Below are 25533 nucleotides of genomic sequence, written 5' to 3'. Positions count from 1 at the left end.
TAAGTAATCCGGCCCAATTACTGCATTTCCGCCTGGAAGGAGTGTTCCTTTTCCCCGGCCGGAAACAGACACCTGACCGTATATCCGGAAGGGACCCGTACCATGACCAGGGGGCTTTCACATCCCGGCAGCACGGTAGGCCGTCCCCTCAACAGGGAGATCCATCTGGCCGGGGATATCCTTTCCGGTCTCGCGCCGGCTCCACGGATAGCCTCCAGCATCATGGTCATGTCATGGGGGACACCATTCACATACAGGGTGGTCCCTTCTCCGGAAATCCGGATTTCCCGCCTTCCCCATGAGAGGCTTATAGCATTTTTTTCACCGCACTCGTCCATATCTTATTTTTCAGTATCCTGTTTTACATTTCCATTCCCGACTCTCTTGTACTCCCCGGTGACACACCGGATATCCTCATCCCGTATCCGGCCGGTTCCCTTACGGCCATGAGTTTCCTGCCGCCGGGAAGGATGATGCCGCCGTTAAAGACGGCTTTCCAGTCCTCCTGCCCGAGAGAGGCGGGGCTGATCCCCGCTTTTCTCATCCGTTCCAGAAGGGAGGTCACATCCGTTTCGACCCCTTGCCGCCTGAGAACCGCCCGCCCGTATCCGCAGGAGAGTTCAAGGTCTCCTCTTGCCGTCTGTATTACGGTCGGTTCCGCAATTCCGATGAGATTTTTCCGGCTGGCGGCGAGTATGCCCCTCAGTTCCCTTGTGCCGATTTCCAGGCAGAAGCCCAGCTTTCGAAGGAGATTCCGGAAGGCGGTGACAATCCTGTCCCATAAGGATTGGTCCGTACCGTCCTCGGCCATCCGGGCCAGATACTCTTCCGTTGCGACACGTATGTCCGTCCTGTCTGCAGCCGCCATCCGGAGAATCTCATCCCGTACTTTTTCTCCGCATCCGTTGAAGATGTCATCCAGAAAAGCATCCATATGCTTGTGACCTGCAAGCTTTCTGAGGCCGTAATGTGCCACACCCTCATGCAGCAGGGTACGCTCGACGTCCGCTTTCCCCCGGACATGCGGAAGATACAGGCAGACACGTTGCGAGGGGATGTCATACCAGCCCCGGATGTCTTTCCCGCAGGAGAGCAGGCCGCGTATGTCGGGAGAGCCTACCTCGTCGGCATGACGGATCACTTCCACCGGAATGTGCAGTTTCCCGGCCAAAAAAGACACATGACGTGCGAGCTCGTCCATCCGGACGTCCCTTGAAAGGAATATCTGCCCGTTCCGGGCGATATCCTCGGTGGAAACGGCAAGCGTGTTCCGTCTTTGGGCGGAAGTAAAATCCAGCCTGCTTTCCACATTGCGCGCTTCCACCTCCCCTGCAGTGGAACGGTATTCCTGTATGCCGCTTTTAAACCGGCCGATGTCATTCACCAGGTCAAAGATGTTCTCATATCCGTACTTCTCGGCCACGAGGCTGAGGGGATAGTCATAATGTCTCAGTATTGTCCCGTAGGGCACTTTCCGGTCAAGTGCGGCAAATATGCCTTTGGGGGTATTGTCGAAACCGCCGCCCTCCAGAATCCTTCCGTCAGTGGCCCGCACGATGTCCAGGATCACATTCTCCACCGTGTTTTTAAACTCCCCGGGATTGCTTCCCCGCGCAAACCCCTCCATGGTCTGTATTGCGTGCTGTATCTCATGGGCCAGGACAGACCTCACATCATCAGTCCGGGAGATGTTTATCACGATTCTGTTGTCCGGATGGAGATAGCCCCCGCAATAGTCGGCCGACGGCAGGTCCACAAATTCCAGCCGGGTCCGTTTCATTTCAGGATAGGCCTGGAACAGTTCATCGTCCTTCACATAGTCATCAAGATAGATCCGTTCACGCAGCGCGTCCTGTTCCTTCAGTCCGGCTGCCAGCTCCGTCAGTTTCTCAAAACGTTTCCACTCCGCTTCAGAGAGTGTTTCGCCCTCTATCTGCCGGTCAAGAAGATTTTCAAGCTCCCCATGCCAGGACTGTTTTTCCAGCAGTCGTGAATAGCCCAGATCTCCGGCCGGATGGTATTCGAAATCCGCCGTCTCATAACGCCACTTGCTGTCAGCCCCGCGTTCCCAGCCTGTCGCCGCCTTTATTGTTCCGGCATCCTTGCCGGACTTTTCCATTTCGCGGGCGACGGCGAGGTTCTCCAGCCGCAGGGAGGCCCCTTCAGACCGGTCAAGTCTGGAGGCCCCTTTCTCTCCGATGAAGCGGAAGCGTTCATGTGCGGTTATCTTCAGGTCGGCCTCGCTGAAAATGACATAGTTCCGCGCGCCGTCAGCCCGGCCGCCGGTTGAACACTCCGCCGGATAGTCAATCCCGGTAAAACCCGCCCGCGAAAGAAACCCGCTGGCAAGCCGCTGTGAATCGGTATCCCGGTCCGGATTCATGAACATATAGTCCAGAAAGCCGTAGAACTCTTTCCCGCTGTTCCATACATGCGACCTGCCGCTCCAGAACTCCGCCGTGGCTTCCGGAAAGAAGAAACGTTCCTTGCGGAGTTGCAGGAATATCTTTCCCTGCTGCTCCGCGGATACCGGCCTGTCCCAGTACAGATAGTTCATCCCGTTGTCTTCCGGGATTTCCACCGTATAGAGGTGGCGCGGCGGCTCAATGCGTATCCTGCCCGCATCTATGTCGGAAAGCAGCTCCTGCTTCTGTCGCTCGAATGCCTTTCTCCGTCCGCTGTATGCGCTTGCGGTACGCCCGTCCATATACACGGAAGAAATGTTCCGTTTCAAACTGTCCACATCGGTGGAAGAAAGGATCTGGCGTTTCCATATTCTCCATACCTCATCAAAATAATATTCGTTGTCAAGCACCGGGGATAAAGGCTCCCCGTCATAGGTGATGTGGTTTCCTCGCTTTATACCGATGGCCGCATATTTGCGGGCGATTCCTTTCACTTCCGTCACGTATGTCCCCCATCCGTAGGCCTGCGCCCCTTCACCGGTTCCGGTAAAGGCATGGTCGAAATGCCCGAGGGAGGCCGGACTGCCGTGATAGACCTGACGGAAGCGGATGTCGTCATTTGATGTGGAAAACGCGCCCGTGTTTTCATAAGCGTCCTTCAACTGTCCGGGAGACATCACGGCTATGTATTTCACTCCCTCGTCGTAACCGACAAGCCCGTCATAGCCCGCCTCCCTGACTTTGGACAAAAACTCCGGGGTTTCCGTCAGCATCCAGCAGTTTCTTTTGCTTGATGCCAGCTCCAGCGCTTTCTCCGGGGATACCGTACCTCCTTTTCCTCCATAAAAAGACAGGACAGGTATCTCGCTGCCCAATGACTGCAGGATTTTTTTTACGGCCTGCCCGTCTTTCGGGTCAAAAGGGTTTCTTGAATTTACATACAGGTCATACACGTATCCTTCTTCCGTCCATTGTTCATTGCCATATTTGTCATCGGGAATCCTTGAAGCTGCCTCCGGTACATTTTCCCAGTCTCCAAACCAGTTCTTGAATGCTCTGGTGCGCACTTGGACCCACTGCCTCTCATTCAGGGAAGTCGGACTGCCGTTCGGAGCTTTCATGTATATGCCGTCCGCCTTGCCACGTGTGACAAGCTCCAGTTCTTCGTCCGTGACATGTTTATCGGAAGTATGTGTCATTGTTTGCCGGCTTAATATGATACCTTGTTCATAAAGTCATAAAGAGTTTTATCAGCAAAAAACTTGTTTACTTATTTACATTTCCGAAATTTAAAGTAAATAAGTAAACAAGTGATATATGTAGAATGCAAATGTTACTTACATTTCCGCATTGGCCTGCCGGCTTGCCTGGTTTATGGTGCCCGCCGCCTTCAGTGCATATCCCGCGGGTGTTCTGGCAAGCATCAGTGCGCTTCCTTTTCCTGCGGCTCCGGATGCGCCGGAAACAAGGGGCGGCTGTACGGCCTTCCCCTTCATCAGGGAGTGCCATTCCCCGGCTTTCATGTTTTCCACGGCCACCCTTTCCTTGCGTAGTTCTTTGACAATCTTCCCCACATTGCATTCCTTCCTTTCCGGAACGGCTGCCGAGTTGAATTTTTCATAAGCTTTGACAAGCTTCTTCTCCCTGTTTTTCCCGGCAGCCGAGATCTCGCTTTCCCGTTCCGCGGCGTTGTCCGAGTACTGCGCCTCGTAAGTGGCCTGGAAGTACTCCCTGTTTATTTCCCTGATCTCGCTATCCAGTTTCTCCACCGCCTCTTTGACCTGCTTTGCCGAGGGTTTCTTTGCCACGCCCTCCGTCGCTTTCTTTCCGGAGTTTCCGGAGGTTTCGGATGTCCGGGCCGCTGCCGCCTCCTTGCCGGCGGCATTTTCCAGTCTGAGGCCGTACATTTCCATCGCCAGTCTTTTGATCTCTTCTGTAGGCGAACTGATAAACGGTGCCGCATCCCGGTCTGCGTTCAGAACGACAGACTGCACCTTTTCCGTAGGGTTTTCTATATATCGGATATTCATCGGATCGTTTCTGACAGCCGCCAGTTGTACAGCCTCGGACGGGGCGGACACGTATCTGATGTTCTCTCCCTTGGCCTGCACCGCCGCCAGCCGCACGCTTTCCTCAGGCTGCCTGATCTGCCGGAAGATATCCGGACTTCTCTGGACGGCCATATGCTGCACCTTCTCCGTCGGTTCCGCTATATGACGGATGCATTCCGGATTTTTCTGTACGGCTGCCAGCTGTACTTTTTCTGTCGGCTCCCTGATTGCCGAGAGATACCGGGGATCTTTCAGGACGGCCGTCAGCTGTACCTTTTCTGCGGGCTTCTGCAGCAGGAAGATGCATTCCGGTCTCTTCTCGACGGCTTTCAGCTGTACTTTTTCCGTAGGGTTTGGGATGAAGCCGACATAGGAAGGCCTGATGCCTATGACCGTCAGCTGTACCCTCTCACTTGGCGAAGTGATGAAATGGATGTTGTGCGGTGCGTTTCTGACAGCTGTCAGCTGTACCTTTTCCGTCGGTTTCTCAATAAAGCAGATGACACTTCTGTCCCTTCTGACCGCGGCCATCTGGACACGGGCGGAAGGGTTGGCGATCATGCTGATGGCGCGGGGATTGCTCAATACCGCCCTCATGTCCTTGTCGAACAGCGCGGCAAGGTGTTCCAGGATTGTAGGCATGGCTTTCAATGTTTAAAGGATTTGACTTCATCAAAAAACTCCTTTACGGCTTCCGTATCCGGTTCTCCGAGTTTCCTGTTCCCCTTCATCCGGAATACCAGCCTCCGGGCTGCGGCCAGAATACCGGTTGTGGGCGGCAGGTCCGCCTTGAACATCCTTTCCACGGCCGTGAAGCAGGCCAGGGGGGATGGGGCCTGCATGAGAAGGACACTTTCAGGAGAGGCAATTACGGCGGAAAGCTGTACTTTTTCCGTAGTGTTGGTGAACAGCCGGACAAGTTCCGGCTTTTTCTGTACGGCGGCAATCTGTACTTTTTCTGTCGGCTCTTTGATCCTTTGGATTGCGTCCGGATTGTCCAGAACTGCTGCAAGTTGTGCATGTTCCGGCAACAGGTTGTTTTCATTTGGCATGGTAGTTTCTTTTTTATGTTATATTTCGGATACAATGATAGGAGAATACACTGCAATTGTATTGCGCTTAATAAAAATTAAGAAGGTGCATCGTGTATTACGACACACCTTCCATTTTTTTATTGGATTTCCATTCTAATTACAAAAGACCGATACTGTCATTGTATTAATACCCGGGGTTTTGCTCAAGATTCGGGTTATTATCAATAGCTCCCTGAGGAATTGGATTGTATCGATTATGCACTTTGAATACACGGTCTTCAATCTTCTTGTCAGTAGCAGGGGCGTTCGTGTCAATCTCCGCACGTTTCGTCGGATCAGTCTCGGCATAATTTACAGTTCCGACAACCCTTTCCAAAACACCATTCAGGACTGTTTCTGCAACCATCTTTCCATTATCATCTTTCCAGCGCAGAATATCAGCCCGACGCACACCTTCCCCGGCCAATTCCACCCCACGTTCACGGCGGATCAGCCGGCGTAATGTTTCCTTTGAAGCATACTTCTCACGATCCACTTTCGGCATTCCTACACGTCCACGAATCAGATCCAGTTTGTCATAAACATCTGCAGACGGACCAGAAAGTTCATTGACTGCTTCCGCATAAGTAAGCAACACTTCTGCATAGCGGATTACAATAGGGCAGGCATTCGTGTTCCAAATACCATTAGCATATTGTTCATCCAAATATTTTCTCCAGGTTAAGGCGGTCTTTGAAGCATTGTTCGCAGAAGGAGGATAGTTTGCATTATCCTTACCATTGATTGTCTTGTCCAGTGTATTGACTACAGTGCCATTCCAGTCCATTCCTGGGTATATAATGGTCATGGCCATACGTGGATCGCGACCGGCAAACGGATGGTTTGGGTCATAAGAGCCGGATTCCTCTTTGGTCAAGCCGTCAGCCATTTCATAAGTATCCACCAGGTTCTGAGTCGGAACAATGGAGGACCAGCCACCGTCACCATTATTATACATCTGGCCTATTGTGCCCAATTCCAAAGTGGAATTCACATATTGAACAGCCAAAATAATCTCTTTTGAGTCCTGACCGGCAACTTTGAACAAATTACTGTAGTCCGGTTCCAGATCGTACTGTTTCAAATTCATGATGGCCTCGGCCATTTCTTTTGCTTTCACATAATCACCATAATACAGTGCGCTGCGCATTCGGATTGCCATAGCAGCGCCCTTTGCGATCCGTCCCCTTTCAGAGGGAGATGCATTCAGTTCACCGATGGCTGTGTCCAATTCTGTATTGACGTAATTTTTCACTTCCTCCTCCGACTTGCGGGGAACTTTAGCTTCATCTGCTGAGTTATAGTTGTCAATCACAGGCACTCCTCCATACCACCAGTTCATAACAAAATAGCGATAAGCGCGAATAGTACGGACCTGACCGATCAAATCGTTTTTGGTCTGCTCATTGGAAAATGGGATCTCCTTTACCTTTTCCAGGAATGTGTTACAACGGCGGATGACTGAGAAATCATAAAAGCTTGCAACAGCCCCTGACGGAGTCATTGTACCGTTGCCAATGGTCTTATAGTTTTCCCATTCAAAGTTGTTATATCCAAAATCCGACCCGCAGTCGAGATATAAGATATTGCCACCATCTTCCCAGCTGGAAGTATCGTAGTTATTACCGCCATAACACCCGATAGCAAATTTTTGGGCATCATCCTCGGTTTTCCACGTAGTGGCAGGAGACAGGGCATCCAATGGAGCTGTATCTAGAAAATCAGAGCAAGATGTAATCATTGTCACCGCTCCTATGATCATATATTGTTTCAAGTATTTCATAATTCCATTTTTTTTAGTCTATAACAATTTAGAATGTAACATTAACGCCGAATGCATGAGTACGTAATAGAGGATAGGAAGACAGCCGTTGGCTTGTGGATTCAGGGTCTATATTGATCTTCATCTTATCAAAAGTCAATAGATTCTCTACAGAATAGTAAATACGGATATTCTCAACACCAACCGAATTCAACCAGCCTTTCGGCAAAGTATATCCCAACTGCAAATTTTTCAGACGCAAATAACTTGTATCTTGTAACCAAAAATCCGATTGTACCGAACGGCTGCTACTGGCCGAGTTTGTATCGTAAAAAATACGTGGCATGGAGGCATCATGGTTATCGGGTGTCCAGGCATCTCTCCAAATAGTAGCCGGATGAGCAGCGTCACCCGAGAAATTACCATACACCTCGTATCCGTCAAACAGGCGTTTCACACCCGCCGCACCATTGAACATCAATGATAAGTCAATTCCTTTCCAGCCCGCATTTATATTGAATCCGTAAATAATTTTAGGATCGGAACTTCCACAATATTCACGGTCATCAGCTGTCAGTTTACCATCTTTATTTGTATCCACATAACGCAAATCGCCTGCCTTGAAAGTTTTACCGAAAGGATTACCGTATTTGGCCGTATATGCATCAGCTTCTTCTTGAGAATTAAAAAATCCATCCGCCCTATAAATATAATAGGAATTCATTGCTTCACCTACCTTATTACGCTGGCTGTAACCATCAGTAGCATCCAGGTACTTGTTAGGGTCGCCGCCTCCCAGATCCAGAATTTCATTCTTATTGTAAGAGAAATTGCCCGCAATTCCGAAATCAACCTGACCTATTTTTGTATTGTAGCTTAAATTTATTTCTATACCACTGTTTCTCATAGAGCCTACATTATCCTTATAGGCATCCAAAGCAAATTCTTTAGGGACTGTCACATCCATAATTATACCAGTAGTCTTCCGATTATAATAATCCAGAGAACCATTCAGTTTATTGAATAAAGTAAAGTCAACGCCGACTCCCCAAGTAGAGGCTTTTTCCCATGAAATGGTTTCCAGACGATATTTCCGTTGATAATAACCAGAATTCAAAGAGCCTCCAAATGCATATTTGGAATCGAGATTATACGTGTTCAAGGCAGGATAATAGTCATTATTACTGCCACTCAATGCATCCTGATTACCCAGCTGCCCCCAAGAAGCTCGAATTTTCAGTCCGGACAACCAGCTGTCTTTTGCACTTTCCATAAATGCTTCCTCGCTGATGCGCCATGCACCCGAGAAAGAAGGAAAATATCCCCAACGGTGACCTTCCGCAAAACGGGAAGAGGCGTCCGCACGAATGTTGGCTTCCAAGAGATATTTACCTGCAAAATCATAGTTAATACGGGCAAACCATGAAATCATTGCCAATTCAGCTGTATACCCTTCATTGCTTTGGGTAGAAGCATCACCGGCATTCATATCCGTCAATTCATTATTAGGGAATTTCTTGCGGACGGCTTTCTGATATTTATAATTATATTTTTCCGTATGCCATCCCAACAGACCCTTAATATTATGCTTGCCGAAATTTTTATTGTAGTTCAATAAGGCGTCATAGTTTGTGCGGTCCCATTTATAAAAACGCTCGTCCAACTGACTGGGATCAGATTCTTTATTCTCATTATACTTTATATATTTTTGGAAATAATTGTAATTTTGTAAATTGTTGACGTAAGCACCTTGCAAGGTTAATTTTAAGCCATCAAATATTTCATAGTCTACAGCGGCCATCCCCGAAAAATTATAATTGTCACGGTTCACCTTCATGCCCGAATCTAACCAGGCAATGGGACTGCCGTCTGAAATTGTGCCCCAAGTGCCGTCATCATAGCGGGCTACAATCCAAGGAGCGATCAAATTCAACTGCCTGATGATCTGATCCGAGCTACCCCCGTAGTAGGCGGAACTGGCGTCACTGTAATCATTTTTAATGAAAGACAGGTTCATGCGCGCACTCAAACGTTTATTAATCTTCATGTCCAGATTGGTACGCGCATTAAACTGTTCACGCCCTGTGTTAGGCAAAATACCTGTTTGGTTCAAATATCCCAGCGAGGCCATATATTTTACATTTTCAGAACCACCGTTGATATTGACATTATGGCGATGTTGAACACCCGTCTTATATGCCAGGTCATACCAGTCGGTATCCGGATAGAGCGGGTCATTCCCGTCTTTAAACTTTTGCAGCTCGGTATCATTGAAACGCTTCGACATACCTTCAGCCTCCAATGCCTGATTCAGCAGGGATGCGTATTCGTATGACCCCATACGCTCAATCATATTCGTTGCATTCTGGAAACTTAGATAACCACTGTAGGAAATTTTAGTCTGTCCGGTCTTGCCGCGTTTGGTAGTTATCAAAACAACACCGTTGGCAGCTTTAGAACCATAAATTGCTGCCGAAGCAGCATCCTTCAATACAGAAATGCTTTCTATGTCATTAGGGTCGACCGCACTCAATGTACCGGTTTCAATGCCATCCACTAAAATATAAGGTCCCGCTTCATTCAATGTGCCGATCCCACGAACACGGATTTTGCCGGCATCCTGCCCCGGTGCCCCGTTGGTTCCTGTAATAGCAACACCCGGCATCAAACCTTGCAAACCACTGGATACATTCTGAATAGGACGATTCTCCAACTCTTTGCTGTCTACCATAGCAACAGAACCTGAAAGATTCGCCTTTTTCTGTGTGCCATAACCTACTACCACAACCTCACTTAGAGTCTTTGAATCTTCTTTCAAGATAACATTCAGCGGGCTGCCGTTCCATTTAATCTCTTGTGTCTGATATCCCACATAAGAGATTACAATCACATCTCCTTTCTTAATCCCATCGAGGCTAAAATTACCATCAAAATCGGTAATTGTTCCGTTAGTGGTACCTTTTACTACAACAGAGGCTCCAATAACAGACTCTCCGGTAGCATCTTTCACAAGTCCTTTGCATATTCCCGCTTGCTGTGTGGTCGCAAAAGAATTTGCTCCAGAGGCCGTAGCTGTAGAAATTGTTCCGGAGAATAAAGTTCCAAGGAATAATACCATACTAACAGATTGCAGTCTTTTTAACATAATATTGAGTTTTGAGGTTTATTAAAACTATAGATATTTAAAATTTTAATAACTATAATTTCAATTTGATTTAAATTAACGTCGCAAATATATAATAATTTTTAAAGAGACGCAATAACAGATGAAAAAGTTTGAGTTGAAATGGAAATTATACAATTATATAAGTATCCGGAAAGTTGGTCCCCATTATGGATTATAACAAATTTGATAACATGTCTTATTGAAGTTTGTACTAATATTCTTGACCACCTGTCAGGGTCATTGCTTCAGGATTAAACTGGACGGGGACTGTTTGGGGACTCTTCCGGTATTGTAGCTCGCCATCCAAAAACATTGCATGGATATTGAGCGAGTCAGGGGGCGAGAACGATGCAGGAACTGTCACTCCATTGATAATTTCTGGGCAGTACTTGTTTATATACATTTCTTCTGGAAGCCCATTGGAGTGAATATTGGACCATTCAAAGTTGATGTCAACAGCATACAAAGATGAAGAAGCACATAATTCATGTGAGATCTTTATTCTAAAAACTAAGATTTTCTTTTAATCGGCTGATTGATAAAGCGTAAAGAGCGATAAGCCTGGTAATTGGTAGCGATTTGGTAGCGGTGCTAATTTCAGTGCATTGCTTTGCTTCACTTTTAGAACTGATACAAATATACTAATTTTGACCGAAAAAGAAAAAAACAGGAGATTTTTAGTTTTCTGTGTAAACGGAAAAACAAGAAAAGTGTAAGTAACAGAATAAGTGCAAAAAAGGATTTGCACCTATTCTTGTTACTAAAAATGTAAATCATTGATTTTTAGGATGTAATTCATTGGTGCAAGGTGCAGCTATATACAGATATAGCTGCACCTTGCACCAATGAATTGACTTGTCCTAAAATAACCTTACAGCTCCTCTCTATTTCTCTTATTATACTTTGACACATTACATGAAACATAGAAATTTGCCATAATCATCTCCTTTGTAATATAAATCTAAGGTATTTTTATTTGATGTATTTATCTTATTGTATAATATTTTGTTTATATATTCCAAACTATTAGGCCATATTGATAAATTATAGGGCTAAAATGATAATCAATAATATTTTATCTTGTTTTTTCTTTGCACAATAAATAATGGGCTGCGTATTATATTCAATAAATATATTGTTGTTAATTAGATAATTTGTTTGCCTTAGATGATTAATATTCTTCTTGGCAAGATTTATAGATATATTATTTTTATCAATTATTGTTGTAAATATAAATATGAAAAGTAAATTCACATTATGGAGTGTTGTATTGCTCTTGGCCGGATTTATATTTGTAGGATGTGACAATGAACGAACAGAAAACGCATCTGATTTTCAGACAGGAATTCATAAAATTGTAATCCAACAGTCCGGTGACACAGATTCATTTGAAGTGAGTGTAAGTATCGGTGGTGCTGACAAGGGTGGTCCCGCCAAGTTGTACAATGACAAGGGAGAATACATTGGTGATTCCTATTCTGCCCAAATAAGGACGGCAACTATGTCTTGTTGTACAAATGGGAATGCGTTTTTCATGACCTGTGCCGGTTCGGTTTCCAGTATCTCGGAGGCGGGTAAACGGCTTCATATAACAGTAATAGGCTACATTGACGACAAGGAGGTTAACCGTTTGGAAAAAGAATATATAACAGATGGTAATACCCTTATTGAAACTTTCAGCGTTTCAACCAAGGAGATATGATCCGGGTAGAATACAGAACTTGTATTGAAAAGAGCATAACGCCTGAACATGTTTCTTATCGAACTTTTTTTCCTAACTAAATAATTTATGAATACACTTCAAAAAACAGCGGGAGCAATTCTGTCGCTCTCGCTATTGTGTGGGATGCAGGTTTATGCGTTCCCTGACTACCCTTCCCTGAGGGGACAAATTATCGAACAGAGTGATATCTGTCAAGGAGTTGTCAAAGATGCCAATGGCGAAAGCATTATCGGCGCATCCGTACTTGTCAAAGGGACGACAAACGGCAGCATTACGGGACTTGACGGTGATTTTTCCCTTAGGAACGTAAAAAAAGGGGATATAATTGTTGTTTCTTATGTCGGCTATCAGAGCCAGGAAATAGCCTGGACAGGTGAACCGTTAAACATCGTTTTGAAGGAAGATGCCGAAGTCCTTGACGAGGTGGTTGTTATTGGCTATGGTGCTGTAAGAAAAGCGGATATGGCCGGTTCCGTAGCCGTGCTGGACAACAAAAATTTCAAGGACCAGCTTATAACCCAGGTTGCAGACGCTCTTCAGGGGCGTGTCAGTGGCGTTCATGTTGAGAACAGCGGCGTCCCCGGGGGAAGCGTGAAAATCCGCATCCGCGGTGCTAACTCCATCAGCAAAAGCAACGACCCTTTGTATGTGGTTGACGGAATCGTCCGCGAAAGCGGTTTGGACGGTATCAATCCCGAGGACATCCGTTCGATGCAGGTTCTCAAAGATGCATCGTCCACTGCCATATACGGTTCCAGGGGTTCGAACGGGGTCGTTCTGATCACTACCAAGATTGGTAAGGCCGGTGTGCGTGAAATTATGTTCGACGCATCAGTGGGAGTTTCCAATGTATATAAGAGATACGATATCCTTGGAGCATACGATTACGCTCTGGCGCTCAAGGAGGTCAAAGGTATTGATTTCTCAAACGAAGAGATGCAATCCTATCAGAACGGAACGGGGGGGCATCGACTGGCAGGATGAGATTTTCCGTACGGGGATCACCCAGAATTACAAGTTGGCTCTTTCCAATGGTAGCGAGAAGACCCAATATTACATTTCCGCCAACTACATGAGCCAGGAAGGTGTGGTCATTGAATCGAAGAACGAGCGTTATCAGGCGAAGGCGAATCTTTCCTCACAGCTTACCGACTGGCTGCATATCACGGCTGACATCAATGCTTCCCACGGTGTGCGTCGCGGGGGATCTTTTGCCTCCGGTAAGGATAATCCGATCTGGATTGCTTTGAACTATTCGCCTACCATGACGATGATGGCCGAAAACGGGAACTATAACACCGATACTTATAATTCCATAGCTTCCAACCCGGTCGGTATCCTAAAGTTGCAGTCGGGAGAGACAATGACCAATGTTTTCAACGGACGTGTTGATTTGCGCCTTGATATAATGAAGGGGCTGACATTCACCACAACCAATGGCGTAGACTATTATGACGGGAAAAGTTATAGTTTCAGCTCCAAACGAGTGGGGACCAAGAGTGGTATGGGCAATAACGATACTTATCGTCTGATGCTGCAAAGCTCCAACAATCTGACATATACAGGTTCCTGGAATGACCATCATCTGACAGCCACGGCTGTATATGAGGTGACCTCCTCCGAAACCAGGACAATGGGTATAACCGGTAACAACCTGCTGACCGAGGGTGTGGGCTGGTGGAATGTGGGTATGGCTTCCTCTCGTGATGCAAACAATGGTTACGAGCAATGGGCGCTGATGTCGGGAGTGGCCCGTGTCATGTACAATTTTAAGGATCGTTATATGCTTACCGGAACATTTCGTGCCGACGGTTCTTCTCGCTTTGCCAAAAAGAAATGGGGGTACTTTCCTTCTATTGCCGCAGCTTGGACGTTGAGCAATGAGGATTTCATGAAGGATGTTTCCTCGGTTCAGGACATTAAACTTCGCGCCAGTTATGGTATTGTGGGTAGCCAGGCCATCAGTCCTTACGCGACCATGGGCCTTATGAGTGCTACTGCATACAATTTTGGAACCAACAGTAATTTTACCGGTTATTGGGCAAATGACATAGCGACTCCCGAGCTTACGTGGGAGAAGACCAAGCAGTTCGACCTGGGTCTGGAGTTCTCCCTGTTCGACAGGCGGCTGAATTTCAGTGTGGACTATTTCTATAAGCGTACTACAGATGCGTTGCTTAAAAGAAGTATCCCCGGATATGTCGGCGGTAACTCTTTTTGGGTGAATGACGGCGAAATCAGTAATCGTGGTATTGATTTGAGCGTGACCGCCCGGATTATGCAGAATGACCGGTTCCAATGGACCTCCACCTTGAACGGTACTTATTTGAAGAACCGCGTGGAACGCCTTTCCGGTGGTGAGAATGATTTCATCAACGGCTCCAGTCCGGCTGCCGGTATGGTTGATTATGCCACCATTATCAAGCCGGGTGAGGCCATCGGTACTTTTTGGGGATATGAATGGACCGGCTTGGATGAAAACGGACATGACACTTACACGGATGTAGATGGAAATCAGATGATAGACGGTGGCGACCGCAAGGTCATCGGCAAGGCCAATCCCGATTTCACCCTGGGATGGAATAACTCCCTGTCTTATAAAAACTGGGATCTGAACCTGTTCTTCAACGGATCTTTCGGAGCCAAACGTTTGAATCTTGTAAGATATACGATGGCTTCGGCCGAAGGGAATTCCCGCTTTGTAACTCTGGCAGACGCCTATCTGAAGGGATTCGACAAGATTGGCTCTTCGGCAACATACCCGAGCCTGACCGAAGGTGGAAATAATCTGCAGCCGGTTTCAACCAAATGGCTGGAGAACGCGGACTTCCTTCGTCTGGAGAATATCAGTCTTTCATACACTTTCCCCAAAAAGACAACGGGATTCGCTGATTTGCGGCTTACTTTCAGCTGTCAGAACCTTTTTACAATAACCGGGTACAAGGGGATGGATCCGGCCGGTACTACCTTCTCGAACAGCAGCGTTGACGTTGACGCGGGTATTGACATGGGAGCCTATCCTTCCCCAAGAACATTCACATTCGGTCTCCGGATGAATTTTTAAATCTAAAATAGAAGAACTTATGAAAATAAAAATAATAGCAGGCACTATGGTTGCCCTGTCATTTTCACTGATGTCGTGCAGTGATTTCTTAACGGAAGATCCCAGGGGAAAACTCACTCCGGAAAACTTCTTCTCTACCCAGGATGAATTGAACATGAGCATATATGCCCTTTACCAGAAAGTCAATCTTTCACAGGTATATACGAACATGCAGCTGCCCCAGTGGCAGGGGGATGATATAACGACCAATCCGGGGAGCAACAAACAGCCTGCCGCAGAAATGGACAAGTTTGCCGCAGCAAACAACAACAAGGGTGTCAAAGATGCGTGGAACATGCATTATGCCATTGTAAAGGCTGCCAATTTGATCATACAGGGGGCTTCTAAAACACCTACCACTCAAGATGAGATAAATATCGCCCTCGGGCAGGCTAAATTCTGGAGGGCATACGCTTATTTTACCCTGGTGCGACTTTGGGGACCGCTGCCGATGAATCTGGACAATGTCAACGATGATTATACCAAACCTCTATCCCCCGTGGAAGAAGTGTATGGTCATATTGTGCAGGACCTGACCGAAGCTGAGGCCGTATTGCCTACGGGTTACAGTGGCAGCCCCCGCTTTCTGAACGGAGTGAATGTGTATGTAACCCGGCAGGCAGCCAAATCTACTTTGGCAGCAGTGTATATGGCTATGGCCGGCTGGCCGATGAACAAAACGGAATATTACGCAAAGGCTGCTGAAAAGGCGAAGGAGGTCATTGAGGGTGTGAACAGAGGTGAATACGAGTATAAGCTCGATAAGGATTACAAAGATGTGTATGCTATGAGCAATAACTATAATAATGAGACGGTGCTCGGCATAAACTATTCACCGTTCGTGGATTGGGCACAGGATTCGGAGCTTACTTCATGTAACCAGTTTGAATCGCTGGGCGGCTGGGGAGACGCCTGGGGTGAAATTCGTTTCTGGAAGGAGTTTCCTGACGGTCCGAGAAAAGATGCGACTTATGATCCCAAGATTCGTCTGAAAGACGGAACGTTGGTTGACTGGTGGGAGTTGAAGGAGGACGGTACCCCTGTCGTTCCGGAACATCACCCCATGTTCAGTATATTCTCCGTCAACTGGGATCCTGCGTCAAAAGTGAATACCAGTGCCCCGTATGATTATACAAAACCGGCCAGTCAGAACATGTGTAATGACCATCGGCATAGAATCATTCGTTATTCGGAGGTTTTGTTGTGGTATGCGGAAGCCAAGGCCAGGACGGGGCAGACGGACGAGTTGGCATTCAAGTGTCTGAATGATGTCCGCGAGCGTGCCGGACTGGAACCGCTCACCGGACTTTCTGCAGATGACCTTGCCGAAGCGGCTTATAAGGAGCATGGTTGGGAGGTGGCAGGCTACTGGGTGGCCCTTGTCACACGCCGTGCGGACCAGTTCCGTATGAACAGACTGAAAGACACCTTTAAGGAAAGAGCGGAGAACACGGCTGTTGAAGTCGCCGACGGGATCCTGGTAAAGGAGTCTGTAGAATATACGAACAGGACATGGAGTGACAATCTGATGTATCTTCCATATCCTGATATGGATTCCCAGAAAAACCCGAATCTGGTAAGGTGATTTTTTATTTTAAGCCAGAGGGCACCCGCCAATCACCAGTTGATTGGCGGGTCGCTCCTCTGATTTTCAATGTATAATTTTTTAATATCATGTACTAAATTTTGAATTGTTTTTTCCGTGTTCTCTGCTCCTGCCTTTCCGGTCATATGTTTTCGGAAAGAAGGGTATGTGACCTGCACGTGACTTTTGAGCTGATAGGGGAATGGGGTGTGGAGATCGTTCCCGTGGCATTATTGTTCATTCTTATGTTTTTCTCCCTTTTGGAAACTCAGGAGGTATCATTCCCGTCCCCATTGATATCCATGTTTGCGGATAGTCATTTGTAACGTGCTTGCGGCATGATAATGCCGGAAATCATGGACAAACGCATAATAGGTACACATTCGATTTTTAGTAATAACGGATTGGAATCATGAACATTCTGAAGTTACAAGGATTGGACGGTCGGCTTTTTGACCTTGTCGCGCCTTTGGTAATGAACCCGGCCGTATTGCGGCAAAATAATAATTACCCTTTCAAAACGACGCGTAACCATGTCTGGTACATTGCCATGGATGAGCAAAGGGTGTTGGGATTCATGCCCGTGAAAATGACCTTGACAAACAATTGCATAGATAACTACTATATTAGCGGGGATAACTCCTCTGTAATAGAGGTGTTATTGGACCGTATTATCCATGATTTTTCTTCTGATGGTTCCCTTGTGGCCGTTGTACACGAACGTCACGTGGAAGACTTTTCAATGAAGAATTTTATCCCCTGTGTCGAGTGGAAGAAGTATGTCAAGATGCGTTATCATGAAGGAGGTGGGGCATGATGCGCCGGATGGATGTCCACGAGGCCGCCAACCGGAGATTGAAGATCATCTTTGACTATTTTGATTACGTGTATGTCTCTTTTTCCGGTGGCAAGGATAGCGGTATCCTTCTCCATTTGTGCATGGATTATATCCGCATGCATGCACCCGGTAGAAAACTGGGTGTGTTCCACATGGATTACGAGGTGCAGTACCGCCAGAGCACGGAGTACGTGGAAAGGATGTTTTCCAACAACCGGGATATCCTTGAAGTGTTCCACTGTTGTGTCCCCTTCAAGGTACCCACATGTACTTCCATGTACCAGCAGTACTGGCGTCCCTGGCAAGAGGGGTACCAGAATATCTGGGTTCGCCAGATGCCGGGCACCGCTCTTACCGTGAAAGATTTTGATTTCTGGAACGACAGCCTGTGGGATTACGACTTCCAGTCTCTTTTCCCTTCCTGGATACGTCGTAAGAAGGGATGCAAGCGTGTTTGCTGCCTCGTGGGGATCCGCACGCAGGAGAGCTTCAACCGGTGGCGGGCGATTCATTCCGACAAGAATTACCGTAAGCTGGCCAACTACAAGTGGACTCACCGTGTAGGATATTACACTTATAACGCCTACCCGATATACGACTGGAAGACAACGGACGTGTGGACGGGGTATGCCCGGTATGGTTGGGATTATAACCGTTTGTATGACTTGTATTACCAGGCCGGGATTCCCTTGTCCCGCCAGAGGGTGGCCAGCCCGTTTATCTCACAGGCCGTTTCGACCCTACATCTTTATAAAGTTATTGATCCGGATACCTGGGGACGCATGGTCAGCCGGGTCAACGGCGTCAGTTTCGCCGGAATGTACGGGAACACGGTTGCGATGGGCTGGCGCTCCATCAGTTGTCCGGACGGGTTCACGTGGAAAGAGTACATGTACTTCCTCCTTGACACGCTTCCCCGGGCGATAAGGGAGAACTACCTGGAGAAACTGAGGGTGAGCCAGAAATTCTGGAGAGAAAAAGGAGGCTGCCTGGGAGAGGAAACGATCGGGAAGCTGCGTGCGGCCGGTGTACCGTTCACGGTGGAAGAATGCACGACATACCGGACTGACAAGAGGCCCGTCCGCATGGAGTATATAGACGAGATAGATATCCCTGAATTTCGTGAAATACCCACTTACAAACGAATGTGCGTCTGCATCCTGAAAAACGATCATACCTGCAAGTATATGGGTTTCACGCAGACCAAACGGGAGAGGGAGATGAAAGAGAGAGTTTTGAAAAGATATAAATTGTGATTGTCATGTCAAGTTTTAAAAGTCCGGCGTATAACGTCAAGGCCGTGCCAGTCGAGAAAATCGTGGCCAACAGCTATAACCCGAATGTCGTTGCTCCCCCGGAGATGAAGCTGTTGGAACTGTCCATCTGGGAAGACGGTTACACGATGCCCCTCGTGTGTTATTACCGGGAAGAAGAGGATATCTACGAGCTGGTTGACGGTTACCACCGCTATCTGGTTATGAAAACATCCGTCAGGATTTACAAGCGCGAGAACGGATTGCTGCCTGTAACGGTCATAAACAAAGACATCTCGAACAGGATGGCCTCGACTATCCGTCATAACAGGGCCAGGGGAATGCACTCGCTGGAACTTATGACAGGTATTGTGGCGGAACTGTCAAAATCGGGTATGTCCGACAGCTGGATCATGCGCAACATAGGCATGGACAAGAACGAGTTACTCCGTTTCAAACAAATCTCAGGTCTGGCTGAATTGTTTCGTGACAGGAGTTTCGGGCTCTCGGACGACTGGTTGGAGGAATAAAACGGTCTGTCTGGTATCCGTAACAAATATACATGGTGTTTATGCTTGCAAATCATTATTTGTAGGTATTGCGAGTGATGATTAAAACCGTTAATTTTGCAAACTAATGGATCGTACGAAAAAAAGACAGAGACAGCGGGCTGTCATAGCATGTATGTTGTTGCTGACATTGATGCCCTTTTTCCTCGTGAAAGCTTTTCATGTTCACGGGGAACATTCGTGCGTATCCCATAACGAACAGGGACACTCCCGTCACGATTCTCCTGAAAATTGTACCATCTGTCTCTTTACGCTCTCCCCGTTTGTCGAGGCAGGGATTTTTATATACGATTATATTCCGACTGGCAGGCCTGTAAGGTATCTTATCTCCGGGGAAACAGATGTCATCGTCATTCTTTTCCCGCATTTCCTCCGTGCACCCCCTGTGTGTTTGTCATAACTCCCTTGAGGGATTCGCATGCCATCACTGTGATTGCGTGCAGGGGCTTTTCATGTCCTGTCTTAACAGATTATAACCCGTTTATATTTTTTCAAGTATGACATTTCATGCATATCTCCAGTATGTGTGCCTGCTTGTTGTCTGCCTATGTACCCTCCCTTCTCCCATGGAAGCACGGGTACAGGCTGACCGGCAATCGACGGGTACACGCGATACTCTGCTGGTCATTGACCAGGAAAGCGGGCTTCCCATTGAAGGGGCCTATATCCTGACCAGGGAACGGTTACTTGTCAGCTCCCCCCGTGGAATGATTGTTTTCGGTCATGGAACGTGTTTCATGGATACGGTCCTCGTGCAGTGCCTGGGTTACGGTTCCCGGCGTGTGCCTTTGAACGAGGTATTCAAAGAAAGCAGCATACATACCGTATGTCTCTCCCCGGACATACAAAAACTCGGGGAAGTGGTCGTGACCGGTGAACGTGCCGGGGCGTCACCCAACGTGGTGAGCCGGCGCCTTTCATCTCCCGAGATCAGGAACGCGCTGGGAACCTCGCTTGCCACCCTGCTCGAACGTGTCAGCGGGGTAAGTTCCATCAGCACGGGAACCACTGTATCCAAACCCGTTATCCAAGGAATGTACGGGAACCGGATACTGATTATCCATAACGGTGCCCGCCAGACCGGGCAGCAATGGGGGGCCGACCACACTCCCGAAGTGGACATGAACGGCAGCTCCTCTGTTTCGGTAATCAAGGGCTCCGATGCGGTAAGATACGGTTCGGATGCCCTTGGAGGGATTATCGTCATGGAGCAGTCTCCGCTTCCTTTCAGAAAACGCTCCCTTCAAGGGGGAATCTCCGCACTTTACGGAAGTAACGGGCGTCGCTACGTGGCTACCGGACAGCTCGAAGGTGCTTTTCCCGGTGATTTCGCCTGGCGTCTGCAGGGAACCTGGTCAAATTCCGGGGACCGTTCCACTGCGCACTATCTTCTGAACAACACGGGAACCAGAGAGTATCACGCTTCCGCCTCTCTGGGCTATGACCGCGGACGTCTGAGAGTGGAAGGTTTCTACAGCCGCTTCTACAGCCGGACAGGGGTGATGCTCAGCGCCCAGATGGGTAGCGAGGACCTGCTGGCGGAACGTATCCGGCTTGGTCGCCCCCTGCACACGGATCCCTTCTCCCGTGGTATCAGGGCTCCCTGCCAGGAGGTCACCCATCAGATCACATTCGGCAGGATGCGGCTCGGCATGAAGAAGGGGGGAAGTATTCACTGGCAAAGTACCTGGCAGAAGGACGATAGGCAGGAAAACCGTGTCCGGCGGCTGGATTCTAACATTCCGGCGGTTTCCCTGCACCTGAATTCATTCCAGCATCTTCTGCGTTGGAAGCGGGATTACCGCTCCTGGCAAGTCGAGGCGGGAGGTCAGGTCATGTTCATCGAGAACCACAGCCGCGCGGGTACCGGATTCGTGCCCGTTATCCCGAACTACACGGAGACACAGGCAGGGATATACGGAATCGGGAAATATCACCTGGCCAGGGGAGGCGTTGAAGCAGGCCTCCGCCTGGATATGCAGGAAACCCGTGCCAGTGGTTATGACTGGACGGGAAGCCCCTATGGCGGGACAAGAAAGTTTAACAACGTGTCCTACAGCCTGGGAGGACACTATCAACTTTCCAGACGCTGGAGGCTCACCTCCAACTTCGGTCTGGCTTGGCGTGCCCCTCACGTGTATGAACTGTACAGCAACGGGAACGAGCTCGGGTCTGGGATGTTTGTCAGGGGAGACTCTGCGATGCACTCGGAAAGAAGCTACAAATGGATATCTTCCCTCCGTTACGGCGACGGGATGTTCAGCGTCTGTCTGGACGGTTACCTGCAATGGGTGGACGGCTATATCTATGACGGGCCGGAGAAAGAGACAGTCACCGTGATTTCGGGAGCATACCCGGTCTTCCAGTACAGGCAGACCCCGGCTTTCTTCCGCGGTATGGACTTTGACCTGCGTTTCACTCCGGGCGGTTCATGGGACTACCATGCCGTCGTCTCCTTTATACGGGCAAACGAACGGACAAAGGGTAATTATCTTCCTTATATTCCCTCCTTCCGTTTCAGCCATGAACTTGCGTGGATACACGAGACGAAATCGCATCTCAGGCTGCGTCTGAACATCAGGCACCGTTTCACCGCAAAACAGAGGCGGTTTGATCCGGACACGGATCTTATCCCGTATACTCCCCCGGCGTACCATCTCCTCGGGTTCGACGCTGCTCTTGAACTTCCCGTGAAACGGGGACACCAGGTCCGGTTCATGCTGTCGGCAGACAACCTCCTGAATCGTGAGTACAAGGAATACACCAACCGCTCGCGTTACTATGCGCATGATATGGGACGTGATGTGCGTTGCGGTGTAAACTGGATTTTTTAATTTATAACAACTATAATCAACACTAATAAATAAAAAGAAAAATGAGAACAATTGCATGTAAAACCGTGTGGGCACTTCTGATAGGAGTGTCCCTTGTCCTGTCGCTGAACTCTTGCAGCAAGGATCCTGTAATACCAGAAGACGAGACGAAGAACAAACTGCATGAGGACCCGGCAAAAATGACCGTCCGCCTCGTTGAATGCCACCTGCACGCTGACTGGAACGAGATACAGAAGGCCGGAGGTTCCCACCAAAATCCGGAATCCCCGGCCAGGTATATGAAACGTGTCCAGGAGATCACTTATGAACTGAAGACCGGCAGTGGATGGACCCTTGCTGAAGGAAGCCAGGGCAAGTTTTACGTTCAGAAAAACGGCGAATATAAAAATGGAAACAACTTTACCCCGGCCCCGGTTTACCTGATGTTTATCTATTACTACAATTCCAAAGGAGAGTTGATGAACGGCCAGTTCGTGGAGAACGGGCAGGAGAATATCCACCAGCATTTCTTCACCCCGGAGAACGTGAGACCTACCTTTGACGGGAAACCGGAAGCTGACGACAATGATCCGGAGGCACTGGTGGATTATCTCTATGTGGATACCACGCCCTGGGACAAGACCAAACATGACAACGAGGCGGAAATTACGGGAAGCACTAACCCGGTAGGATTAAAAGGAGTTATCCGGTTCCTGAAGGACCGCAAGGAGTTTGACCTGAAACTCCGCCTGTATCACGGCTACAATTCTAAAAAGAACCCGCAGACAAACGGCTTTGACCCGTTCTACAAGCCCTCCGGGGTATTGATCCAGCGTGGAACATGGGATATTAACCTGAGCATCCCGGTAGTGGTGTTTTGGAGCCGCGAGGAGTTTGTTGATGTGGACCCGGAGGCAGATGTGAACCTGATCGGGGAGGATAGCCTGGATGAAGACAGCAACCGCACGCTACACTCCATCATGAAAACCTTCAGTCTTACATGGAAGGAGGCGCTTGAGGAGTTCATTTCCTATACCTACCAGGCGGGGGATGTGGAAGCTGGATCCATATGGCTTTGATCATCTTGCGTAGGATGGAATTCTCTCTTTATCAATCTACAGGCGGCAGGTGGGGCCGCCTTTTTTGTCTTGTGCAATGAAAAAATCCCATCTGCCATGCTTAATCCCCGTGGTTTACTTGGGGATGTATTGGGACATGCTTTACCATTCTTCTACGGAATAATACCTGTCTCTACCAACAAAATATCCATTCTTTATTTCCTCTATGTGTTGTTTGGAATAATAGGTACTACCATACTCAACCTTTGCTGGAATCTTATGTCTATGAATAAAAGAGCGTACACCATCTGCTGTCATTTTAAATGTTGTACGCATTTCCTCTGGCGTTATCCAGTCTGTGATTTCTGCATACTTATTCTTTTTGTTGTATAACAGGTCAATGGATCCCTTCTCATAGAAATTAAATCCTTTCAGTGCTATCTTAGGTATGTTGTTCTCTCTTGTTATAACTCCAGCATGCTTTATTGATATTTTAAACATCTCTGCTACCTCATCAGTAGAATAGTATCCTTCAGGAGTTGCTGGACAGATTTTTTCCTGTTGCTTTGCCGTGAAAACAACCTTTTCATCACCATTTGACTTTATTAGTGGAGTTGAATTTTGAAGACGTTGATGCATGATATTATCAAAATCCGTCCGATAAATCATGGTGAATTTTCCACGCTTTTCAGTCTTAATGCTATAGGTCTTTAGAGTATAACTTACCTGATCTTTAGTTATGCCATACTTTTGCATAGCTTCTTCATAAGAGTACCAGTCAGGATCAATTTCATCGGTCTTGTGTTTTATACAATCTATATGAACCTTAGAATAATAAGACCTGCCATTTCTCTTTACCCTGGGAACCGCATGGTATTTTACAAAACAAAGAGTCGCACCCTGAGTCATATTGTACATTTCCATGATTTGACTCAATGTGTAATAGTTATCAATGTCGATGACATCAAGAAGCTCAGAGAAATTTGCGTCAATAAGCTTTTTACTGTAGAAAGTATTACGCCCTTCGTAAACTTTAGGGATGCCTAATCTGTCACAACGCCCCCATACAGCTTTACGTCCAATTTTATACTTATCCATAATCTCTTGTAGGGTATAGTATTCTTGTTCTTGCTTACGCTTGTAACTTCTTTTTCTATAAGGTCCTGCATCCTCAAAGTATTTGTCAAGATCCTCACGACGGACAAGGGTTTTTCTACGTATTCTCACTGCCTTGATGATTCCGGAGTAGAAACATCTATAAACAGTGCTAACACTCATATCAAGTAATAAGGCAACATCTGAGGGTGTCAAAAATGGTCGTGAAGCAACTGCGTCTCTTTCTTTATCAAGAGCTGCTTCTTTTTCACTTTCCCGGACACTTTTTTTACGTTTTGCTTCACGTTTGCGAGATGCGTCACGTTCGCACTCTCTACAGCAGTATTTATTTGACATCTTGGATGCAATAAACTCTGCTCCACATGTTAAACATTTCTTTAATATCTTCATTTTTTTGGCATGTTAAAATCGTCCATTTCCTTTGCAGCAATTTTCAGGTATTTGCAGGAATTTTCACGAGGTGTCCAACATGTCAACGGGCGCACATTTATCACTTTTGCAGTTTTTGCATAAGGTGCCATATATGTCATTTTCCGATTGCCATTTGGTCGCAAAATTTAGGGATAGGAACGATATTTGAGCCAAATTTACCCTTAAAAACTGGTTGTAACAAGTTTCAAATGGAAAGTGTTAAAATGAAAAAAGCCACCAAAACGGTGGCTTTCAGACAGTTAGCGATATATTGTAATATTGTTGATAATCAGCTACTTACCGATGCAGCATATTTACATCATTGATTATCAGCGACCATTCATTTTAATCGGTACAACCTCTGTTTTGACAAATACACAGAATGTGGGGACAAATGCAAACCGCTGTATTTCATGGTATTGCATATACGTGTTGTACCGCCTCTTTTCAGTCCTTTTGTGGAATGTCCGCTATCAGATACAATGTGTTGAGTGATAGGGCATTTCCGCAGGTATGTTACAGAACGCTTGTTGAATGCAAAGGTAGTGGTTTTCTTGGAATTTCTGTGGTTTGCACTGAAATTTTGCACGAAAATATATGATTGGCT

At 47.4% G+C, this 25533-nt stretch carries 16 protein-coding genes and 1 pseudogene; 9 read left to right on the top strand and 8 right to left on the bottom strand.

What is annotated here, in order from left to right; translation table 11 throughout:
• Positions 1–17: 17 nt before the first annotated feature.
• The 7 genes from BVU_RS18630 to BVU_RS18600 all read right to left on the bottom strand — a co-directional run bounded on the left by BVU_RS18630 (position 18) and on the right by BVU_RS18600 (position 10860).
• Positions 18–338 carry a hypothetical protein gene (locus BVU_RS18630; protein ID WP_012055843.1) on the bottom strand — a complete coding sequence of 107 codons (321 nt, stop codon included), beginning with the start codon at positions 336–338 and terminating at the stop codon, positions 18–20.
• A 23-nt stretch (positions 339–361) separates the two neighbouring features.
• On the bottom strand, positions 362–3604 hold the full coding sequence (locus BVU_RS18625; protein WP_012055842.1) for an LPD23 domain-containing protein: 3243 nt from the start codon (positions 3602–3604) through the stop codon (positions 362–364).
• 138 nt (positions 3605–3742) lie between these two features.
• Positions 3743–5098: a hypothetical protein gene (locus tag BVU_RS18620; protein ID WP_012055841.1), complete on the bottom strand. Its 1356-nt coding sequence runs from the start codon at positions 5096–5098 to the stop codon at positions 3743–3745.
• A 5-nt stretch (positions 5099–5103) separates the two neighbouring features.
• On the bottom strand, positions 5104–5508 hold the full coding sequence (locus tag BVU_RS18615; RefSeq protein WP_011964980.1) for a hypothetical protein: 405 nt from the start codon (positions 5506–5508) through the stop codon (positions 5104–5106).
• Positions 5509–5674: 166 nt separating this feature from the next.
• Positions 5675–7312 carry a RagB/SusD family nutrient uptake outer membrane protein gene (locus BVU_RS18610; RefSeq protein ID WP_011964979.1) on the bottom strand — a complete coding sequence of 546 codons (1638 nt, stop codon included), beginning with the start codon at positions 7310–7312 and terminating at the stop codon, positions 5675–5677.
• Positions 7313–7340: 28 nt separating this feature from the next.
• Entirely contained in the window at positions 7341–10436 is a 3096-nt protein-coding gene (locus BVU_RS18605; protein WP_012055840.1) for a SusC/RagA family TonB-linked outer membrane protein, read from the bottom strand.
• Between the two features lie 232 nt (positions 10437–10668).
• Positions 10669–10860 carry a hypothetical protein gene (locus tag BVU_RS18600; protein ID WP_011964977.1) on the bottom strand — a complete coding sequence of 64 codons (192 nt, stop codon included), beginning with the start codon at positions 10858–10860 and terminating at the stop codon, positions 10669–10671.
• Between the two features lie 834 nt (positions 10861–11694).
• Here BVU_RS18600 and BVU_RS18595 point away from each other — a divergent pair.
• The 9 genes and pseudogenes from BVU_RS18595 (at position 11695) to BVU_RS18555 (ending at position 23420) form a co-directional block, all read left to right on the top strand.
• Complete coding sequence (locus BVU_RS18595) at positions 11695–12159, top strand: beta-barrel fold lipoprotein (protein WP_012055839.1); 465 nt, start codon at positions 11695–11697, stop codon at positions 12157–12159.
• An 87-nt stretch (positions 12160–12246) separates the two neighbouring features.
• Positions 12247–15244 (top strand): annotated as a pseudogene (locus BVU_RS18590) (SusC/RagA family TonB-linked outer membrane protein).
• A 19-nt stretch (positions 15245–15263) separates the two neighbouring features.
• A complete protein-coding gene (locus BVU_RS18585; RefSeq protein WP_009291524.1) occupies positions 15264–16868 on the top strand; it encodes a RagB/SusD family nutrient uptake outer membrane protein in 1605 nt (534 codons plus the stop codon).
• Positions 16869–17280: 412 nt separating this feature from the next.
• Positions 17281–17685, top strand: a complete 405-nt coding sequence (locus tag BVU_RS18575; protein ID WP_005798039.1) for a hypothetical protein — start codon at positions 17281–17283, stop codon at positions 17683–17685.
• Complete coding sequence (locus tag BVU_RS18570; RefSeq protein ID WP_012055836.1) at positions 17682–18962, top strand: DUF3440 domain-containing protein; 1281 nt, start codon at positions 17682–17684, stop codon at positions 18960–18962. The genes BVU_RS18575 and BVU_RS18570 overlap by 4 nt, the downstream gene beginning before the upstream one ends.
• A 5-nt stretch (positions 18963–18967) precedes the next feature.
• Positions 18968–19489, top strand: coding sequence for an IbrB-like domain-containing protein (locus tag BVU_RS18565; RefSeq protein ID WP_005798034.1), 522 nt, complete (start codon positions 18968–18970; stop codon positions 19487–19489).
• Between the two features lie 106 nt (positions 19490–19595).
• Positions 19596–19928, top strand: a complete 333-nt coding sequence (locus tag BVU_RS22920; protein WP_008640858.1) for a hypothetical protein — start codon at positions 19596–19598, stop codon at positions 19926–19928.
• Positions 19929–20025: 97 nt separating this feature from the next.
• Positions 20026–22362: a TonB-dependent receptor gene (locus BVU_RS18560; protein ID WP_012055835.1), complete on the top strand. Its 2337-nt coding sequence runs from the start codon at positions 20026–20028 to the stop codon at positions 22360–22362.
• A gap of 41 nt (positions 22363–22403) precedes the next feature.
• Entirely contained in the window at positions 22404–23420 is a 1017-nt protein-coding gene (locus BVU_RS18555) for a hypothetical protein (protein ID WP_012055834.1), read from the top strand.
• A gap of 141 nt (positions 23421–23561) precedes the next feature.
• Here the strand turns inward: BVU_RS18555 and BVU_RS18550 are convergent, their stop codons facing one another.
• A complete protein-coding gene (locus tag BVU_RS18550; protein WP_012055833.1) occupies positions 23562–24905 on the bottom strand; it encodes a helix-turn-helix domain-containing protein in 1344 nt (447 codons plus the stop codon).
• Positions 24906–25533 lie beyond the last annotated feature (628 nt).

The sequence above is a fragment of the Phocaeicola vulgatus ATCC 8482 genome, from assembly GCF_000012825.1.
Lineage (GTDB): Bacteria > Bacteroidota > Bacteroidia > Bacteroidales > Bacteroidaceae > Phocaeicola > Phocaeicola vulgatus.
Note: the sequence above shows the minus strand (reverse complement) of the source record. Positions and strands in the feature narration are given on the sequence as shown.

What these genes read in the sequence shown, in the direction of transcription:
- BVU_RS18630 (WP_012055843.1), bottom strand. Translation starts at nt 338, where the DNA reads ATGGACGAGTGCGGTGAAAAAAATGCTATAAGCCTCTCATGGGGAAGG.
- BVU_RS18625 (WP_012055842.1), bottom strand. Translation starts at nt 3,604, where the DNA reads ATGACACATACTTCCGATAAACATGTCACGGACGAAGAACTGGAGCTT.
- BVU_RS18620 (WP_012055841.1), bottom strand. Translation starts at nt 5,098, where the DNA reads ATGCCTACAATCCTGGAACACCTTGCCGCGCTGTTCGACAAGGACATG.
- BVU_RS18615 (WP_011964980.1), bottom strand. Translation starts at nt 5,508, where the DNA reads ATGCCAAATGAAAACAACCTGTTGCCGGAACATGCACAACTTGCAGCA.
- BVU_RS18610 (WP_011964979.1), bottom strand. Translation starts at nt 7,312, where the DNA reads ATGAAATACTTGAAACAATATATGATCATAGGAGCGGTGACAATGATT.
- BVU_RS18605 (WP_012055840.1), bottom strand. Translation starts at nt 10,436, where the DNA reads ATGTTAAAAAGACTGCAATCTGTTAGTATGGTATTATTCCTTGGAACT.
- BVU_RS18600 (WP_011964977.1), bottom strand. Translation starts at nt 10,860, where the DNA reads ATGTATATAAACAAGTACTGCCCAGAAATTATCAATGGAGTGACAGTT.
- BVU_RS18595 (WP_012055839.1), top strand. Translation starts at nt 11,695, where the DNA reads ATGAAAAGTAAATTCACATTATGGAGTGTTGTATTGCTCTTGGCCGGA.
- BVU_RS18585 (WP_009291524.1), top strand. Translation starts at nt 15,264, where the DNA reads ATGAAAATAAAAATAATAGCAGGCACTATGGTTGCCCTGTCATTTTCA.
- BVU_RS18575 (WP_005798039.1), top strand. Translation starts at nt 17,281, where the DNA reads ATGAACATTCTGAAGTTACAAGGATTGGACGGTCGGCTTTTTGACCTT.
- BVU_RS18570 (WP_012055836.1), top strand. Translation starts at nt 17,682, where the DNA reads ATGATGCGCCGGATGGATGTCCACGAGGCCGCCAACCGGAGATTGAAG.
- BVU_RS18565 (WP_005798034.1), top strand. Translation starts at nt 18,968, where the DNA reads ATGTCAAGTTTTAAAAGTCCGGCGTATAACGTCAAGGCCGTGCCAGTC.
- BVU_RS22920 (WP_008640858.1), top strand. Translation starts at nt 19,596, where the DNA reads ATGGATCGTACGAAAAAAAGACAGAGACAGCGGGCTGTCATAGCATGT.
- BVU_RS18560 (WP_012055835.1), top strand. Translation starts at nt 20,026, where the DNA reads ATGACATTTCATGCATATCTCCAGTATGTGTGCCTGCTTGTTGTCTGC.
- BVU_RS18555 (WP_012055834.1), top strand. Translation starts at nt 22,404, where the DNA reads ATGAGAACAATTGCATGTAAAACCGTGTGGGCACTTCTGATAGGAGTG.
- BVU_RS18550 (WP_012055833.1), bottom strand. Translation starts at nt 24,905, where the DNA reads ATGAAGATATTAAAGAAATGTTTAACATGTGGAGCAGAGTTTATTGCA.